The 17735-nt window shown below is 72.4% G+C and carries 11 protein-coding genes and 1 rRNA gene; 8 read left to right on the forward strand and 4 right to left on the reverse strand.

The features are described 5' to 3' along the window. Positions 1-199 precede the first annotated feature (199 nt). Positions 200-316 (forward strand): 5S ribosomal RNA (rrf, locus tag GB864_RS08580). Between the two features lie 99 nt (positions 317-415). On the opposite strand, the gene yczE is transcribed toward rrf, so the two are convergent. Continuing rightward, positions 416-1156, reverse strand: coding sequence for a membrane protein YczE (gene yczE / locus GB864_RS08585; protein WP_236778998.1), 741 nt, complete (start codon positions 1154-1156; stop codon positions 416-418). 63 nt (positions 1157-1219) lie between these two features. Here yczE and yczR point away from each other — a divergent pair, with 63 nt between their 5' ends. The 5 genes from yczR to GB864_RS18940 all read left to right on the forward strand — a co-directional run bounded on the left by yczR (position 1220) and on the right by GB864_RS18940 (position 11353). Then, positions 1220-2659, forward strand: a complete 1440-nt coding sequence (gene yczR, locus GB864_RS08590) for a MocR-like transcription factor YczR (protein ID WP_160424076.1) — start codon at positions 1220-1222, stop codon at positions 2657-2659. 165 nt (positions 2660-2824) lie between these two features. Next, the gene (locus tag GB864_RS08595) at positions 2825-6013 is read left to right on the forward strand and encodes a carboxypeptidase regulatory-like domain-containing protein (RefSeq protein WP_160424078.1); all 3189 of its coding nucleotides are present in this window, start codon (positions 2825-2827) and stop codon (positions 6011-6013) included. A gap of 113 nt (positions 6014-6126) precedes the next feature. Continuing rightward, positions 6127-7563 carry a basic amino acid/polyamine antiporter gene (locus GB864_RS08600; RefSeq protein ID WP_160424079.1) on the forward strand — a complete coding sequence of 479 codons (1437 nt, stop codon included), beginning with the start codon at positions 6127-6129 and terminating at the stop codon, positions 7561-7563. Positions 7564-7647: 84 nt separating this feature from the next. Beyond that, positions 7648-10851 (forward strand): efflux RND transporter permease subunit, encoded by a 3204-nt coding sequence (locus GB864_RS08605; protein WP_160424081.1) that lies wholly within the window; start codon positions 7648-7650, stop codon positions 10849-10851. A 79-nt stretch (positions 10852-10930) separates the two neighbouring features. Next, positions 10931-11353 carry a heavy-metal-associated domain-containing protein gene (locus GB864_RS18940; RefSeq protein WP_336603931.1) on the forward strand — a complete coding sequence of 141 codons (423 nt, stop codon included), beginning with the start codon at positions 10931-10933 and terminating at the stop codon, positions 11351-11353. A gap of 60 nt (positions 11354-11413) precedes the next feature. Here GB864_RS18940 and GB864_RS08615 read toward each other — a convergent pair whose 3' ends face one another. Beyond that, positions 11414-13585: a copper-translocating P-type ATPase gene (locus tag GB864_RS08615; protein ID WP_160424083.1), complete on the reverse strand. Its 2172-nt coding sequence runs from the start codon at positions 13583-13585 to the stop codon at positions 11414-11416. Between the two features lie 112 nt (positions 13586-13697). Between GB864_RS08615 and GB864_RS08620 the strand changes: the two genes are divergently transcribed. Beyond that, on the forward strand, positions 13698-14174 hold the full coding sequence (locus tag GB864_RS08620; protein ID WP_160424085.1) for an NUDIX hydrolase: 477 nt from the start codon (positions 13698-13700) through the stop codon (positions 14172-14174). A 17-nt stretch (positions 14175-14191) separates the two neighbouring features. On the opposite strand, the gene GB864_RS08625 is transcribed toward GB864_RS08620, so the two are convergent. Continuing rightward, on the reverse strand, positions 14192-15625 hold the full coding sequence (locus tag GB864_RS08625; protein ID WP_160424086.1) for a M23 family metallopeptidase: 1434 nt from the start codon (positions 15623-15625) through the stop codon (positions 14192-14194). Between the two features lie 227 nt (positions 15626-15852). On the opposite strand from GB864_RS08625, the gene GB864_RS08630 reads away from it, so the two are divergent. Further along, positions 15853-16458 carry a hypothetical protein gene (locus GB864_RS08630; protein WP_160424088.1) on the forward strand — a complete coding sequence of 202 codons (606 nt, stop codon included), beginning with the start codon at positions 15853-15855 and terminating at the stop codon, positions 16456-16458. 39 nt (positions 16459-16497) lie between these two features. Here GB864_RS08630 and GB864_RS08635 read toward each other — a convergent pair whose 3' ends face one another. Beyond that, entirely contained in the window at positions 16498-17517 is a 1020-nt protein-coding gene (locus tag GB864_RS08635) for an alpha/beta hydrolase fold domain-containing protein (RefSeq protein ID WP_160424090.1), read from the reverse strand. Positions 17518-17735: the final 218 nt, after the last annotated feature.

Raw genomic sequence — 17735 nt, forward strand, 5'->3', positions numbered from 1 at the left:
AACAAAAGGCGGGTTGTGGGGCACCCGATGACTCGCGTCCACTAGGTAGTCCCCAGCAGACGAACAGCAACTGTTCGCCACTGGACGAACACCAACAACCAAACAGTGACACCAACCCGCCACAACACCACGTGGCGGTTGGCAGTAACGATGAGCTTCCACCACCCCACACACGTGCGGGGTCCTGGTGGGCCAGAGTTACGGCGGCCATAGCGCGAGGGAAACGCCCGGACACATTCCGAACCCGGAAGCTAAGACTCGCAGCGCCGATGGTACTGCAGGGGCGACCCTGTGGGAGAGTAGGACACCGCCGGACACCCATTCAACGAACGCCCCCGAGCCACACGGCCGGGGGCGTTCGTGCTTTAACACGTCAGCCCGTGCGAGCGCACGTGGCGGCCGCCGCCCGGGCACGTCATCGCTCGAGGGGAGTCGTCGTCCGGGCACGGGGCTCCGCCATCGCGAAGCGCGGGATCGTCCAGCCGCAGAGCGGTCCGACGGCGAGCGCGAAGATCGCGGTGCCGACGCCGACGTTGCCGCCGAGCATCCACCCGATCGCGAGGACGGTGCCCTCGACGAGCGTGCGGGCGAGCCAGATCGGCAGTCCGAGCCGGCGGTGCAGTCCCGTCATGAGGCCGTCCCGAGGGCCGGGGCCGAACTGGGGCGAGAGGTAGAGGCCCGTTGCCACGGCGAGCAGCAGCAGTCCGCCGGTGAAGACGAGGATGCGCGCCCAGAGCGGCAGGTCGGCGGGAGTGAGCAGGAACCCGACGTCGGCGGCCGGACCGACGAGCAGCGAGTTCGCGATCGTGCCGAACCTCGGGGCTTGGCGGAGCGGAATCCAGCAGAGCAGCACGAGGCCGCTGATGAGGACGGTGAGGGTGCCGAAGCTCAACCCGGTGACGCGCATGAGCCCCTGGCTCAGCACATCCCACGGCGCGGCGCCGACCGCACCCCGCACGATCGCGGCGATCGCGATGCCGTAGAGCACCAGTCCCACGAGCAGACGACCGAGGCGGCGCGCGAACCGTGCCGCGTCGACGGGGCCGGCCGGGACGACGAAGAACCAGCGGAGGGCGCGCCCCGTACGCGCGCCCGCGCCACCGTCGGGCGGCTGAGTCGGTGAAGCGGACTGCAGAGGGATGGTACCGGTGTGCATTGCAGCATCCAATCCCGCGAGTGGACTGCTCGTACAGGTCCAATCTGGCTAGAGTGGATTTCCATGTCGACTCCGGTGCTCTCCGCCCGCTCGCTCGCCACGCTGCTCGGCGACTGGCGCTCCGCAGCGCCCGCGAACGAGGCGCTCGCCGACCGCGTCCGGCTGCTCGTGCTCGACGGGCGCATCCCCGCCGGCACCCGGCTGCCCGCCGATCGCGAGCTCGCCGAGCGGCTGAGCGTCAGCCGCACGACCATCGCGGCGGCGTACGCGCGGCTGCGCGACCGTGAGCTCGTGCACTCGCTCCGCGGTTCCGGCAGCGTCGTCCGCCCGCACGGCGGCACCGGCATCGCACCGGCCGCGACGGGCGCGGGCGTCGTCGACTTCAGCAAGGCCGCTCCCCCGGCGCTCCCGTGGTTGCCCGAGATCGCGCGGGAGGCCGTCGACGAACTGCCGGCGCACCTCGAAGGGCCAGGGTTCGACGGCATCGGGCTCCCGCGGCTGCGCACGGCGCTCGCTGACCGCTACACGGCCCGGGGCCTGCCGACGAACGGCGACCAGATCATGGTGACGCTCGGGGCGCAGCACGCGATCGCGCTGCTCTCCCGCACGCTGCTCGCGCGCGGCGACCGCGCGCTCATCGAGGCGCCGACGTACCCGCACGCGTACGAGGCCCTCCGACTGGCCGGGGCGCGGCTCGCGACCGTGCCGACCGCGGCCGAGGACGACGACGGGTTCGGCCGGCTCGACGAGGGGCTCGCGCTCGAACAGGCCGTGCAGCAGTCCAATCCGGCGCTCGCCTACGTCATGCCCGACTTCCAGAACCCGACGGGCCGCACGCTCGACGAGGAAGCCCGGGCGCGGCTCACCGCGGCGGCGGCGCGCCAGGGGACCGTGCTCATCGCCGACGAGACCACGGCCGAGCTGAACATCGACCGCCCCGGCGGCGTCCCGGCGCCGCTCGCCGCATCCGGCCCCGCGGTGCTCGTCGGTTCGGTCGGCAAGACGGTCTGGGGCGGGGTGCGGGTCGGCTGGATCCGCGCCGACGTCCCCCTCATCCGTCGGCTCGCGCAGGCGCGGCCGCCGGGCGACCTCGGCACGCCGATCCTCGAGCAGCTCATGGTCGCGCGGCTGCTCGAGCGCTACGACGAGGTGCTCGAACTGCGGCGGGCGCAGCTGCGGGCATCCCGCGACCGGCTCGAGGCGGCCCTGGCGGCTGCGTTCCCCGAGTGGCGGGTGCCCCACGTGCACGGCGGCATCGCCACCTGGATCGACCTCGGCGCGGCGGTGAGCTCGCAGCTCGTGCTCGCGGCCCGCACGCGCGGGGTCGTCGTGGCTGCCGGGCCGCGGTTCGGGATCGACGGGGCGTTCGAGCGACGGCTCCGACTGCCGATCTCGGCGACGCCCGACGAGATCGATGCCGGAGTCCTCGCACTCCGCGATGCCTGGGAAGCGCTGCCCGGGCTGCCGGCCCTCGAACCGGAACTCCTCGGCTCGGTGGTCTGAGCGCGCCGACAGGCTGACGCCGCGCGCGCGGTTCTCCACAGGGGGCTCACCGGGGCCATCTCAGCCGGGCACCATTGAGCGGTTGTCGAGGGACGTCCCTCGCTGGACTGCTCCGAGGGAGACCGCACGATGGCCGCGCAAAACCGATGGATGCTCCGTCGTCTGATGAGGCCGCTCGCGGCAATGCTGCTGGCCGCGATGCTGCTGACCGACGGCGGGCGCTCGGCGCAGACGTCCGTCGCGCCCACCGCGTCGGGGATCGCGGGTGCGCCGGTGACGACGAGCGAGCCGGTCGGGCGGGCCGGGGCTCTCGCGGCGGCACCCGTGGTCGTGTCGACGTTCGCTCCCGAGCCTCAGCCGTCGGTCGCAGCGGCGCCAGAGGCATCCATCTCGGACGCCGCCGTACAGTCGGGCGAGAGCTGGCGAATCTCCGGCATCGCCACGACGCCCGACGGCCAGCCCGTGCGTACCGGTCGGGCGAAGCTCGCGCAGCTCGTCACCCCGACCGGTGGTGCGCCGTACTGGCTGTGGATCGACTCTCAGTACATCGAAGACGACACCGGGCAGTACACGTTCAGCGGCACCTCGCCCGGGACTTACTCGATCGGCGTCGATCCGTACGACTCCGAGTTCGCCGAGACGTGGTGGCCCGGCGTCACGGAGCTCGGGCAGACCCAGGGGCTAGAAATCGTGCTGGGCGGAGACTACACGCGGGACCTCGTCGTGGCGGCCGGTGCGAGGATCTCGGGCACCGTGCAGCGGGCCGACAGCAGCCCGCACCCGCTCTACTCGGGTGGGTGGGGCAGCTTCCCACTGCTCGATCTCCATGTGTACCGGCTCGCGCCGGACGGCAGGTTCGCCGAGCAGAACCGCATCGAGAAGTTCAGCCCCGGGGGCGGATTCACCGTCGGCGGCCTGCGCGCGGGCACCTACGTCCTCAAGATCGCGACGAACCCCTACGACGGCGATCACGAGCTCGAACAGTGGTGGGGCGGGACGTCGATCAACGACGCGACGCGCATCGTGCTCGCCGACGGCGAGCACCGCGACGACGTGCGGATCCGCATGGCCGAGAAGGGCAGTATCAGCGGGCAGGTCACCGCCAACGGTGCACCGCTCGCGGGCGTCCGGGTCACGCTGACGGCCGACGTCGATCGCAACGGCACCTTCTTCACGCACAACGGGCAGACCTGGACGGACGACGACGGGCGGTACACGATCCGTGCGCTCGAGGCGGGCGACTACCGCGTCAAGTTCCTCCCCCAAGATGAAGAACTGCTCGCCGAGTGGTGGCCCGCCGCCCCCGTCGAGCTCGAGGCGCGGGCCGTGCCGGTGGAACTGGGGGCGGTGAGCGCCGGCATCGACGCCGATCTGCACGGGGGCAGCACGGTCTCCGGGCGTGTGCTCCGCCCCGACGGCTCACCTTCGAAGACACGGGTCGAGCTCTATCGCCGGGTACTGGTCGACGGGGCGGGCACCTGGGCGTACGTCGGGATGACGTCGAACACCGGCCCGTACCTGACCGCGAACGTCGACGGGGGGTATCGTTCCAATCCTGTCTGGCCGGGCGAGTACACGGCGCGTTTCGTTTCGCTCGAAGACCTCGAAGATGTCTGGCTGGGCGGGAGCACCGAGCAGGCGGACGCAGCGACCTTCACCGTGCTGCCGGGCCAGGACACGACGGGGATCGACGCGCAGCCCCCCGCGAAGGCGTCGATCTCCGGGGTCGTCACGCGCGATGACGGCTTCGGCCCGCAGGTCATGTCGGTCGATGTGTACCGGGAGATCGACGGCGAGTGGGCGTTTTCGGGGACGACGAAGCCCGACGCCCTCGGTGCGTATCGCGTCGGCGGGCTCGATCCGGGCACCTACACGGTGAAATTCAATGCGGACAAGTACCGCGAACTGCTCACCGAGTGGTGGGGTGATCAGCCGACGCAGGCGACGGCCCGGCGCATCGACCTCGGCTGGCGGGAGGCTGTGATCGGTATCGACGCGCAGATCGCCGAAGCCGGCGAGATCACCGGCACCGTCACGATCGAAAACGGCGGGAACAAGGGCGGCGGCACGGTACGGGCCTACCGGCGCGTGCTCATCGACGGCATTCCGGAATGGCAGCTCGAGCGCGAGGCGAGCATCCTCGGCTACTACCAGTTGCTGAAGCTTCGGGCAGGTGCGTGCATCGTGCAGTACGAACCCGGCGGAGGGTACGCCACTGAATGGTCAGGGGATGCGCCGGATGCGGCGAGTGCGCGCATCATCGAGGTCATCGGCGGGATGCCGGTCAGAACGGACATCGCGATCGCGTATCCGACCGCGCTCCAATCCGCTGCGCCCACGATCTCGGGCAGCCCGGTCGTGGGTCGAACCCTCGCGGTGCAGACGGGTGACTGGCAGTCCGGCGCGGTGCTCGCGACGCAGTGGTTCGCCGACGGCGACGCGATCCCGAGCGCGACCGGCACCTCGCTGCTGTTGGGGCCGGAGAACGCCGGTCGCAGGATCTCGGTCGCCGTGACCGGCGTTCTGGCGGGCTACCCCGCGGTGACCCGGTCGAGCACGCCGGTGCAGGTCGACTCCGGCGGCACGGCGCCGCTGCCGGGCATCTCGGGGCAACCCGCGGTCGGCGGGACGCTGACGGCGCACCCGGGCGACTGGCCGAGCGGCACGACGTTCGCGTACCAGTGGTACGCGGACCATACCCCGATCAGCGGTGCGACCGGCATCTCGTTCGTGCTCGGCGCCGCGCAGCAGGGCGCGCGAATCTTCGTCCGGGTCACCGGCACGAACGGCTCGAGCGTCGAGGTGCGCGCGAGCGAACCGACCCGACGAGCGATACTCGGTTCGTCGGTGGTCGTGCAGGGCTCGCCGGCGGTGGGGCAGTTCTTGCAGGCGGTCCCGACCGGGTGGCCGGCCGAGACCTCGTTCGACTACCAGTGGTACGCGGACGGCGTGCTCCTCCCGCTCGGGGGCGGTCCCGGGTACGTGCCGCCGCCCTCTCGGGTCGGTCAGATCATCACGGTCCGCATCACCGCGTGGGTGCCGGGATCGACCGAGCCCGTCGTCCGATCGAGCGTCTCGATGGAGCGGGTATCGGCGGCCGGGGTCCCGACGATCTCCGGCATGCCGAAGATCGGGGCGACCTTGACCGCCAGCCCCGGCGACTGGGCCGACGGCACGGCGCTCACCTACCAGTGGGCCGCGGACGGCATCGACATCCTCGGCGCCACTGCGTCGACATTCGTGCCGACGCTGGCGCAGCGCGACCTAGCCTTGACCGTGACCGTGCGAGGGGTCCGGCCCGGCTACGCGACCGCGGTCGCGACCTCGTCCCCGACCGCGGGCGTCGTGTCGTAGGCGGCGGGACGCCGGCCGCGGCGGCCACCGCGGCCACGAAGCCCGGTAACCCGTCCGGGTAGAATCGACGAATCTGCCGATACCGGGGGAAATACCGCAGAAGCGAGGCATCCGTGAGCACGACGACCGGCCAGACGCGCACCCTGCCCGTCATCGCACTCGCGGCACTGGTCGTCGGGTCGATGGTGGGCGCGGGCGTCTTCTCGCTGCCCTCCACGTTCGGCGCGGCGACGGGCGTCATCGGCTCGCTCGTCGCGTGGGCGCTCGCCGGCTTCGGGATGCTGTGCTTCGCGCTGCTGCTCCAACGCCTCGCGGTGCGCAAGGCCGACCTCGACGCCGGCATCTTCGCCTACGCGAAGGCCGGGTTCGGCGAGTATCCGGGCTTCCTGTCGGCGTTCGGCTACTGGGCGAGCGCGTGCGCCGGCAACGTCACGTACTGGGTGCTCATCTGCTCGACCGTGGGCGCGGTCATCCCGGCGCTCGGCGACGGTGCGACGCCGCTCGCGATCCTCGTGTCCTCGATCGGCACGTGGGCGTTCTTCTTCATGATCCGCCGGGGCATCCGCCAGGCGGCGATCGCGAACGTCGTCGTGACGGTCGCGAAGACCGTGCCGCTCCTGACGTTCCTGCTCATCGTCGTGTTCGTCGGCTTCGACCCGGCGATCTTCGCGGCGAACCTCTGGGGCGGCGACGGCACGCCGGACCTCGGCGCGATCGCCGGCCAGATCGGCTCGACCCTGCTGCTGACGGTCTTCGTCTTCCTCGGCATCGAGGGCGCGAGCGTCTACTCGCGCCTCGCGCGGACGCGGCGCGACGTCGGCCGCGCCACGGTGATGGGCTTCCTCGGCGTGCTGCTGCTCTTCGTCGCCGTGACGTTCCTGCCGTACGGCGTCATGACGCGCGAGGAGCTCGGCGCGCTGCGCGAACCCTCGGTCGGCGGCGTCCTCCAAGCCGTCGTCGGCGACTGGGGGGCGTGGCTCATCGGCATCGGCCTCATCGTCTCGGTGCTCGGCGCGTACCTCGCGTGGACCCTGATGGCGGCGGAGGTGCTCTTCGCCGCCGCGCGCGACGGCGTCGTGCCGAAGTCGTTCACGCACCTCAACGGGTTCGGCGTCGCCGACCGGTCGCTGCTGTGGTCGACGCTGCTCGTGCAGGCGCTGCTCGTGCTCGTCGCCTTCAGCGAGGATGCGTTCACGCTCGCCTACAGCCTCTGCTCGTCGCTGTGCCTCATCTCGTACTTCCTCAGCGCGGCCTACGGCTTCAAGCTCGAGACGAAGTGGGGCGACGATCCGGGCGGCCGCAGCCGCGGCGGGCTCGCCCTCGGCATCCTCGCGACGGTCTACACGCTCTTCCTGCTCATAGCGGGCGGAGCGGAGTACCTGCTCGTCTCGTTCCTCATCCTCGTGCCGGGCACCGCTCTCTACGCGGCAGCCCGTCGGCAGCGCGGCCTCGCGGTGTTCCGTCGACGGGACCTCGTGGTCTTCGTGCTCCTCGCGGTCGCTGCCGTCGCCGCCCTCGTCGCCCTCCTGACCGGGTTCATCGTCATCTGAATCGGCGGTACGGCGCCGCTGCGGGGCATCCGGTTCCCAGCATCCCGTGACATTGCCGACGCGCCGCACTGACAGAATCGACGAGTGCATCGCCTCGCTGAACTCAGCATGAAGAACCGCGCGCTCATCGCGCTCGTCACGATCGTCGCGATGGTGTTCGGAGGTATCGCCCTCACCGGTCTCAAGCAGGAGCTCGCGCCGTCGGTCGAGTTCCCGCAGCTCGCGGTCGTGACGACGTACCCGGGCGCCTCGCCGGACATCGTCAACGACGAGGTGTCCACCCCCATCGAAACCGCGCTGACCGGTATCACGGGCCTCGAGTCGACGTCGACGACGAGTTCGACCGGCCTCTCGCTCGTGAGCGCGACGTACACGTACGGCACCGACCTGGCCTTCGCCGAGCAGAAGATGCTCTCGGCCGTCAACCGCATCTCGAGCACGCTGCCCGACGATGTCGACCCGCAGGTGCTCGCGTTCAGCCTCGACGACTTCCCGGTCATCCAGCTCGCCGTCTCGGGCGCCGACGACGTCAGCGCCCTGTCCGACGAGCTCACCCGCACCGTGCTCGGCGAGATCGAGGACGTCGACGGCGTGCGCGAGGCGTCCCTCGTCGGCGACGTCGGCAACCGCGTCACCATCACGCCCGACCAGGCCGCCCTCACCGCAGCCGGTCTCACGACGAGCTCGATCACCGACGCGCTGCAGCAGAACGGCGTGCTCATCCCGGCCGGCACGATCACCGAGGGCGACCGCACGTTCGCCGTGCAGGCGGGCACCAAGCTCGAATCCCTCGACGAGCTCGAGAACCTCCCCCTCATCCCGGATGCCTCGGCGACGAGCGCCGCGGTCGCCGCCGGTCTCGCGCCGACCGTCACGACGCTCGGCGAGGTCGCCGACGTCACCCTCGATGAGAACGCCGCGACGAGCATCTCCCGCGTGAACGGCGAGGACGCGCTCTCGATCTCGATCACGAAGCTCCCCTCGGCCAACACGGTCGATGTGTCGAACGCGGTCAAGGACCTCCTGCCCGACCTGCAGGCCTCCCTCGACACGACCAACCCCGGCGCGGAGTTCACGGTCGTCTTCGACCAGGCGCCCTACATCCAGCAGTCGATCGAGTCGCTCGCGCAGGAGGGCCTGCTCGGCCTCGTCTTCGCGATCATCGTCATCCTGCTCTTCCTGTGGTCGGTGCGCGCGACGCTCGTCACCGCGATCTCCATCCCGACCTCGGTGCTCGTCACCTTCATCGGGCTGCAGGCGACCGGCTACACGCTCAACATCCTGACGCTCGGCGCCTTGACGATCGCGATCGGCCGCGTCGTCGACGACTCGATCGTCGTCATCGAGAACATCAAGCGGCACCTCGTGGCCGGCGTCGACAAGGCGTCGACGATCGTGCGCGCGGTCCGCGAGGTCGCGGGCGCCGTCACGGCCTCGACGATCACGACCGTGGCGGTGTTCCTGCCCGTCGCGTTCGTCTCCGGCGTGACCGGCGAGCTGTTCCGGCCGTTCTCGCTGACCGTGACGATCGCGCTCGCCGCGTCGCTGCTCGTGTCGCTCACGATCGTGCCGGTGCTCGCGTACTGGTTCCTGAAGCCGGCGAAGGTCACGGCCGAGCAGGCCGAGGCCGCCGCCTTCGTCGAGGATGCCGCGGAGGACGCGGCCGCGGGCCAGGACGAGCTCGAGCACCCCTCGCGGCTGCAGCGCGGCTTCCTGCCGATCCTCAGGTGGACGCTCAAGCACTCGGTCGTCACGATCCTCATCGCGGTGCTCGTGCTCGCCGGTACGGTCGCGCTCACGCCGTTCCTCAAGACGAACTTCCTCGGTTCGAGCGGCCAGAACACGTTCCAGGTCACGCAGACCCTGCCCGTCGGCACGAGCCTCGCGGCACTCGACGAGGCGTCGACCGAGGTGGAGTCGCTCATCCGCGATACCGAGGGCGTCGATATCGTGCAGACCTCCATCGGCGGCGGCACGGGCCTCTCGGCCGCGCTCGGCGGCGGCGGCAACTCGGTCACCTACTCGGTGACGACCGACGAGAGCGCCGATCAGGATGCCCTCCAGGCCGACCTCACGGCGGAGCTCGCCGACATCGAGGATGCCGGCGAGATCGTGCTGAGCGCCTCGAGCGGATTCGGCACGTCCAACGACATCGAGGTCGACATCGAGGCCTCCAACCAGGACGACCTCGAGTCCGCGACGACCGCCGTGCTCGCCGAGGTCGCCGACCTCGACTCGGTCGACCAGGCCGTCTCCAACCTCTCGGAGTCGCGTCCCTACATCGCCGTCGTCGTCGACCGCGACGCGGCGGCCGCTGCCGGGTACTCCGAGGTGGCGCTCTCGAGCGTCGTCTCCTCGGCCATGTCGCCGAGCACGGTCGGCTCGATCGTCATCGACGAGCAGACGCTGACCATCTACCTGGCGTCCGCGGAGGCCGCTCCCGCCTCCATCGAGGAGCTCTCGGCCCTCGAGATCCCGACGCTCACGGGACCCGTGCGGCTCGACTCGCTCGCCGAGGTCTCCGAGGTCGACGGTCCGGCGACGATCACGACGACGGGCGGCCTCCGCTCGGCGACCGTGACGGCGACGCCGAACAGCGACGACCTCGGCACGGCGAGCGCCGACGTGCAGGCCGCCGTCGACGCGGCCGACCTGCCTGCGGGCACGAGCGCGTCGCTCGGCGGCGTCACGGGCGACCAGACGGAGTCCTTCTCGCAGCTCGGCCTCGCGCTGCTCGCGGCGATCCTCATCGTCTACATCGTGATGGTCGCGACGTTCCGCTCGCTCCTGCAGCCGCTGCTGCTGCTCGTCTCGGTGCCGTTCGCGGCGACGGGCGCCCTGCTGCTGCAGCTCGCGACGGGCGTGCCGCTCGGCGTCGCCTCCCTCGTCGGCGTGCTCATGCTCGTCGGCATCGTCGTGACGAACGCGATCGTGCTCGTCGACCTCGTGAACCAATACCGCGATCGAGGGATGCACGTGACGGATGCGGTGCTGCACGGCGCCTCGCGCCGACTGCGGCCGATCCTCATGACGGCGCTCGCGACGATCTTCGCTCTCGTCCCGATGGCGCTCGGCATCACCGGCCACGGCGGCTTCATCTCGCAGCCGCTCGCGATCGTCGTCATCGGCGGACTCGTGTCGTCGACGGTGCTGACGCTGCTCGTACTCCCCTCGCTGTACCACCTGGTCGAGGGCGGCCGCGAACGCCGTCGGGAGCGCAAGGCCGCGAAGCCGTCGACGCCCCCGACGCCCCCGGCCGAGACCCCGGAGCCCGCGACCGCGGAGTGACCGCTGCCCTCGGTACCCCTCTGGGGTATCCTGGGGTGAGGATTCCGGCGCCGCGGCGCCGCAGACGGAAGGACCACGCATGAGCATCGGACTCGACGGACGCTTCGACCTCGGCCTCACGGGTGCAGGATCGGGCGGCTCCGGCGGCGGGTGCTGCGGCGGTGACGCCGGCGCGTGCATGTGCGGCGGCGGTGGCCACGGGGCTGCGTCCGAGACCGTGTTCCGCGACGGCACCGGGTCGAGCGGCGCGCCGCGCGCCCGGGCCCGCGTGCTCGCCGAGCTGCCCGACGCCGTCGTCGCGGAGTACGACCTGACCGGCCTCACGTGCGACAACTGCGTGCGCCACGTCACGGAGGAGTTCGTCTCGCTCGACGGCGTGCAGACCGTCGACGTGCGCCTCGTCGTCGGCGGCGTTTCGACCGTGCGCGTCAAGGCCGACGAGCTGCTCGACCCGACCGCCGTCGCTGCGGCCGTCGACGAGGCCGGGTACGTCCTGGCCTGAGGCCGGAGCCTCCGCGAACGGGCGGGCCGGGCGAGTACGCCCGGCCCGCCCGTCTCCGTCTCAGCGCCGCGCGAGCGCTGCGCGGGCGGATGCCTCGGGCGAGAGGTCGAGCCGCCGGAGGAGCTGCGCGTTGAGCGCGACCACGATCGTCGACAGGCTCATCAGGATCGCGCCGACCGACATCGGCAGCACGAAGCCGACGGGGGCGAGGACGCCCGCCGCGAGCGGCACCGAGATCAGGTTGTACCCGGCGGCCCACCAGAGGTTCTGCCGCATCTTGCGGTACGCCGCCCGCGAGAGGTCGATCACCGAGAGCACCGAACGCGGATCGCTCGACGCGAGCACGACGCCCGCCGCGGCGATCGCGACGTCCGTGCCCGCGCCGATCGCGATGCCGACGTCAGCCTGTGCGAGCGCCGGGGCGTCGTTGACGCCGTCGCCGACCATCGCGACCGTGCGGCCCTCGAGCTGCAGCTCGCGCACCTTGGCGGCCTTGTCCTCGGGGCGGACGCCCGCGTAGACCCGGTCGATGCCGAGCTCCCGCGCGACCGCGCGCGCCACCGGCTCGGCGTCGCCCGTGATCATCACGACGTGCACGTCGAGGGCGTGCAGCGCCTCGACCGCCTCGGCCGACTCCGGACGGACGGCGTCGGCCAGCGCGAGCGCCCCGGCCACGGCATCGTCCACGAGCACGTGCAGCACCGTCTGCCCGGCGGCCGACCAGCCGGCGGCCGGCACGAGCGGCTCGAGGCCCACCTCGGCGAGCAGGGCGGGCCCGCCGACGCGGACCGTGCGGCCCTCGACCTCGGCGCGGACACCGACGGCGGGGGAGGCCGTGAAGCCCGTGGCCGCGGGGACGGCCAGACGGCGGCGCGCGGCATCCTGCACGATCGCCTTCGCGAGCGGGTGCTCGGAGTCGGCCTCGGCGGCGGCCGCGAGCGCGACGACCCGGTCGGGGTCGAACCCCGGTGCGGCGGCGGCGTCCGTGACGACGGGCGCGCCCGCGGTGAGCGTGCCGGTCTTGTCGAAGAGCACCGTGTCGACCGTGCGCATCGTCTCGAGCGCGAGCCGGTCGGTCACGAGCACGCCGCCCTTCGCGGCCCGCTCCGTCGCGATCGACACGACGAGGGGGATCGCGAGGCCGAGGGCGTGCGGGCAGGCGATCACGAGCACCGTGATCGTGCGCACGATCGCCTCGTCGGGCATGCCGAGCACGGTCCACGCGATCGCCGTCAGGATGCCCGCGCCGAGCGCGAACCAGAACAGCCAGCCCGCCGCGCGGTCCGCGAGGCGCTGGGCGCGCGAACTGGACTGCTGCGCCTGGGCGACGAGGCGGCGGATGCCCGCGAGCGCGGTGTCGTCGCCCACGGCGTCGATGCGGACGCGGATCGCGGTGTCGGTCGCGACCGTGCCCGCGACCACGCGGTCGCCGGGGCCGCGCGGGACCGCGAGGGACTCGCCCGTGATCATCGACTCGTCGACGGCCGCGGTGCCGTCCACGACGACGCCGTCTGCCGGGACGCGCCCGCCGGGCCGCACGATGACGACGTCGCCGACCGCGAGGTCGGACGGCGCGACCGGTTCGACCGCGCCGTCCGCGCCGAGGCGCTCCGCCTCGTCGGGCAGCAGGGCCGCGAGCGCGTCGAGGGCGCTGGAGGCCTGCATGATCGAACGCATCTCGATCCAGTGGCCGAGCAGCATGATCACGATGAGGAGCGCGAGCTCCCACCAGAAATCGAGCTGATGGTCGAGCAGGCCGAGGCTCGCGCCCCACGACGCGACGAACGCGACCGTGATCGCGAGCCCGATGAGGAGCATCATGCCGGGGGTGCGGGCGCGCAGTTCCGACCAGGCGCCCGTCAGGAACGGACGGCCGCCCCAGAGGAACATGACCGTGCCGAGGAGCGGCGAGATCCAGGGGACCAGCTCGCCGTCCGGCAGCGGGTAGCCGAGCAGGGCGGCGAACATCGGGCTGAACGCCACCGTCGGGATCGCCAGGACGAGCATGATCCAGAAGAGCCGCCGGAACGCCCCGGCGTGGTCGTGGTGGCCGGCGTGGTCGTGGGCGTGGGCGTGGTCGTCGCTCGCGTGGTCCTGTCCAGCGTGCTCGTGTCCTGCGTGATCGTGCGCCGCGTGATCGTGACCGGCGGGTGCCGTCCCGTGGTGTTCCGCATGCTCGGCTCCGGCCGGTTCGTGCGGCCGGTGCGCGTCGGTTCCCGAAGCCTCGTGCATCCTCGTCATCGTGTTCCCTCCGTGTCGATTCGCCTATACCCCCAGGGGGTATGTCGGACGGAACGGGATCGCCGCCGCCGCTATTCCCGCGCGGCCCGAATAGTCTCGGAGCATGCCGACTCCCGACTTCATCCTCGAGTTGCGCCGACACCTCGGCACCTCGCCGCTCTGGCTCAGCGGCGTCACCGCGGTGGTCGTGCGCGGCGACGAAGTGCTCCTCCAGCGGCGCGCGGACAACGGCGCGGTGACGCCCTTCACCGGGATCATCGATCCGGGCGAGGAGCCCGCCGTCGCCGCCGAGCGCGAGGTGCTCGAGGAGACGGGCGTCGTGGCCCGTGCCACCCGGCTGGCCTGGGTGCACGCCCTGCCCGAGATCACGTACGACAACGGCGACCGGTCGAGCTATCTCGACCTCGTGTTCCGCTGCGAGTGGGTGTCGGGCGAGCCCTACCCGGCCGACGGCGAAGCCGCCGAGGTGTGGTGGCAGCCGATCGCCGAGCTCGAGCGCGCCGGCATGGAGCGCTCGACGCACCTCGAACGCGTGCGGTCCGCGCTCGCCGACGAGCGCGAGGCGCGCTTCGAGCGCTGAGCCCCGAGGCGCCCGCGTCAGCCGATCCGGATACCGCGCAGCGCCATAAACGGCTCGGCGTCCACCGCGGCCCCGTCGACGCGGACCTCGAAGTGGAGGTGGCATCCCGTCGACGCGCCGGTCGAACCGGCAGCCGCGATGGGTTGGCCCGCCGTCACCTCGTCGCCCGGCTGCACGAGGGTCGTACCCGTGGCCAGGTGCGCGTAGCCGGTCTCGACGCCGGCGCCGTGGGCGATGAGCACCCAGTTGCCGTAACTGCCGTTGGCGCCGGCCTCGAGGACGACGCCGGCCGTCGCCGCGCGCACAGTCGAGCCGCAGGCCGTGGCGAGGTCGGTGCCGCGGTGAAACTCGCTGACGCCCGGAATCGGGGCATCGGGACGCGCGCCGTAGTGGTCGCTGATGCGGCCGACGACGGGGCTTTCCCACGGCTGCTCGTTCAGAGCGCCGCTGTCGGCAGGGAGGTCGACGAGTTCGGCGTACCCGCCGGCCGCGACCGCGGCGCTGAGCTCGGCGAACATCTCGTCGGCATCGGCGACCGCGTTCTCCGCGTCGGCGAGGTCGTCGCGCAGTGCGTCGACGTCCAGCTCGTCGGCTTCGCCTCGATGGGCGTCGGCACGCTCGGCGCGCCGTTCGGCGCGATCGCTCGCGTTCGCCGCGGTACCGAGCACGTCGGCCGCCTTGGCATCCAGGCGCTGCACGCGCTCGACGGAGCCGAGCCCGGCGAGCAGGTCGCCGCCGCCGAGGATGGCGTCGAGTGCGCTGAGGCTCGCAGCCGGCCCGCGCGCGGCCCGCACGGCCGCAGCGACGGCGGCCGCGGAGTCCTCGGCGGCCTCATCGGCGTCATGCTCGGCGACCTCGGCGGCCTCCGCCGCAGCTTCGGCCGTCGCGATCGCGTCGGCGAGTGCGGCCTGCAGTTCGGCGAGCTCAGCCGCGGCTTCGTCGAGTTCGGTGCGGGCGGCGAGGAAGTCGACGACCTCGTCGTAGTACGGGGTGCGGACGCGGACCACCGGGGCATCCGCCGTGAGCAGCACCTCGGACTCGACCGGGGTCTCCTCGGACGGCGGAGCGGCTTCGGGGGTGGGCGTCGGGGTCGGGGTCGGGGTCGGCGTGGGCGACGGCGTGGGCGTCGGGGTGGGGGTCGGCGTCGGCGTGGGGGTGGGCGTGGGCGTCGGCTCCACGGTCGGCTCGGGCGTGGGCGTGGGCGTGGGCGTGGGCGTGGGCGTGGGCGTGGGCGTCGGCGTCGGAGTTTCCGTGGGCGCCGGCGTCTCGGTCGGGGTCGGTGTCGGCTCGACCTCCTCGCCGAAGGCGGCGGAGGGAGCGATGAAGGCGAGGACCGAGAGCATCCCGACGGCGAGCAGGCTGCGAGTACGGCGCCGTCGGGCGGCATCCGTGTGCTTCGGCAGGGATCGGTCGGTCATGCGCTTCCAGGTCGGCGGTTCGGCAGCCGACATCGGATTCAGTCTGGCAGCGCCCCGAGAGCGGCACAAGCGAACGCCCGGCGAGCGGCACGTGGCCGCGGCCTCGCGCGGCACGTGCCGTGCACGGGTGCGTCATCTGCTGTTCAGATCGAGGTCCGTCCACGTTCACCGCTTCTCGGAAGAGTCGATGACACGGTGCCGCAGACGGGGGTCGCGGCACCGGTCCACCGCAGTGAGGAGGAGGAGGGCTGGCCGGGCAAGTGCGCATCGTGATCGAGTCGTTCGTGGACGATCGCGACCCGATGCTGTCCGCCTGGTTCCGCTTCCGCGACGCGGTGGTCGCCGCAGCGCCGGTCGGGACGACGCCAGGGGGAACTCGTCCCGACCGGGCCGCTGCGGCCGAGTCGAGGCCCTTCCCGGCGCAGGAGGCCGCAGCGGTCAGCGGTGCCGTCGCCGCGACGGCGGTCCAACGCCCGGGTCGGGGCGCGCGCAGCCGGGAGGCGGACGACGCCGACCCGCTGCCGACCGTGTGGCGGCTGCTGGCGCCGAACAACCGCGAACTCGCGCGCAGCGTCGACTGCGCCCCGACGCCAGGTGCCGCACGCGCCGCACTCGCCGACGTGCGGGCACGCGTCGGCGAACTCGAACTCGCCGTCGTCGTAGGGCTTCGCGGCGATCGCAACGGGTGGCTGCTCGTGCTCGACAGCGCCCCGATGCTGTGCTGCAGCCGCTGGTACGGTGCCGGCTCGTCGAACCTCGACGCCGCGACCGCGGCGCGCGCGGCCCTCGAGGTCGCCGTCGTCGAGCCGCGCGTCCACGTGCTCTCCGACTCCCGCCGACGGGTCGGTGCGGCGCCGCGGCGCTGAACCGGCGGCCCCGGGGAGCCGCGGCGTTCTGTGCTGAGGTCAGGCGAGGGCGGCGCGCAGGAACGCGGCCACGAGCTCGCGCTGCGCGCCGTCGAGGAGGCCGATCGAGTGCTCCGTGCTCGGCAGCACCTCGAGCTCGGCGTCGACGCCGGCGGCGGCGAGCTCGTCGACGAAGCGCTGCGACTGGGAGAGCGGGATGAGCTCGGCGTCGCCGTGCAGCACGAGCACGGGCGGGTCGCTCGGGTCGGCTTGGGCGGCCGGGGTGGCCGCGGCGCGGCGCTCGAGGCATCCGTCGTCATCGACCTCGTCGGAGCCGGGCGCCGGGCAGTCGAGGTAGGCGGCGACGATGCCCTGCAGCCAGGTGCTCGCGCCGTCGGCCGCGAGGTCGGCGCTCGTCAGCCCGACCGGGCCGGAGAGTTCGACGACCGCGGCGACGCGGGCATCCGCATCGAGCGGGCCCGACCCGCTCAGGCCGGCGAGTGCGGCGAGCTGCCCGCCGGCCGAACCGCCCAGGATGCCGATGCGAGCGGGGTCGACTCCCTGGAGCGCGGCCTGCTCGGGGTCGCGGAGCCAGCGGATGGCCGCCTGCACGTCGTCGAGCTGGGAGGGGAAGACGGCGTCGGGCACGAGCCGGTAGTCGATCGAGACGGCGACGAACCCCTCGCTCGCGAGCCACTGGCACACGCGCCGCCAGTCGGAGTTGTCTTTGGCGCCGCGCTGCCAACTGCCGCCGTGCACGCTGATGACGGCGGGCAGCGCGTCGACGGTGCTGACGGCCGGACGGCACACATCGAGCTCGAGCAGCGTGCCGTCGTCGGTCGTGGCGTACTCGACGCCCGCATCGACGAGGACGTCGTCGGGAGCGTCGAAGGTGCGGATGCCGATGATCTCGCCGCCCTCGACCTCGCCGCTCGCGCCGCCGCCCGGCGGGTCGACGCGTTCGAGCGGCAGGTGGAAGCCGGAGAGTGCGGCGATGCCGACGAGCGCCACGGCGGTGGCGAGGGCGGCGGCGGCCCAGCGGCGTGCTCGGCGTCGGCCCGTCGATCGGTTCGGGTTCACGGGCGCTCCGAGGTCAGGTGGAAGGATGCTACGCCCCGCGCCCGCCCCGGCGAAATCGAAGCCGAGATTTGCTCAGTCGAGCAGTGCGAGCCCGGGATCCCCGGATTCACAGGGGAGGCGGAGGGGACTCCGCTAGGCTTGTGCGGTCGGTCTGGGACACCGTGCGCGAGCGCGGATGGGTTTGTGAGTCCCGAGGGCCGGTTCCACCGCGATCCGCG

The organism is Agromyces seonyuensis (assembly GCF_009789225.1).
GTDB lineage: Bacteria > Actinomycetota > Actinomycetes > Actinomycetales > Microbacteriaceae > Agromyces > Agromyces seonyuensis.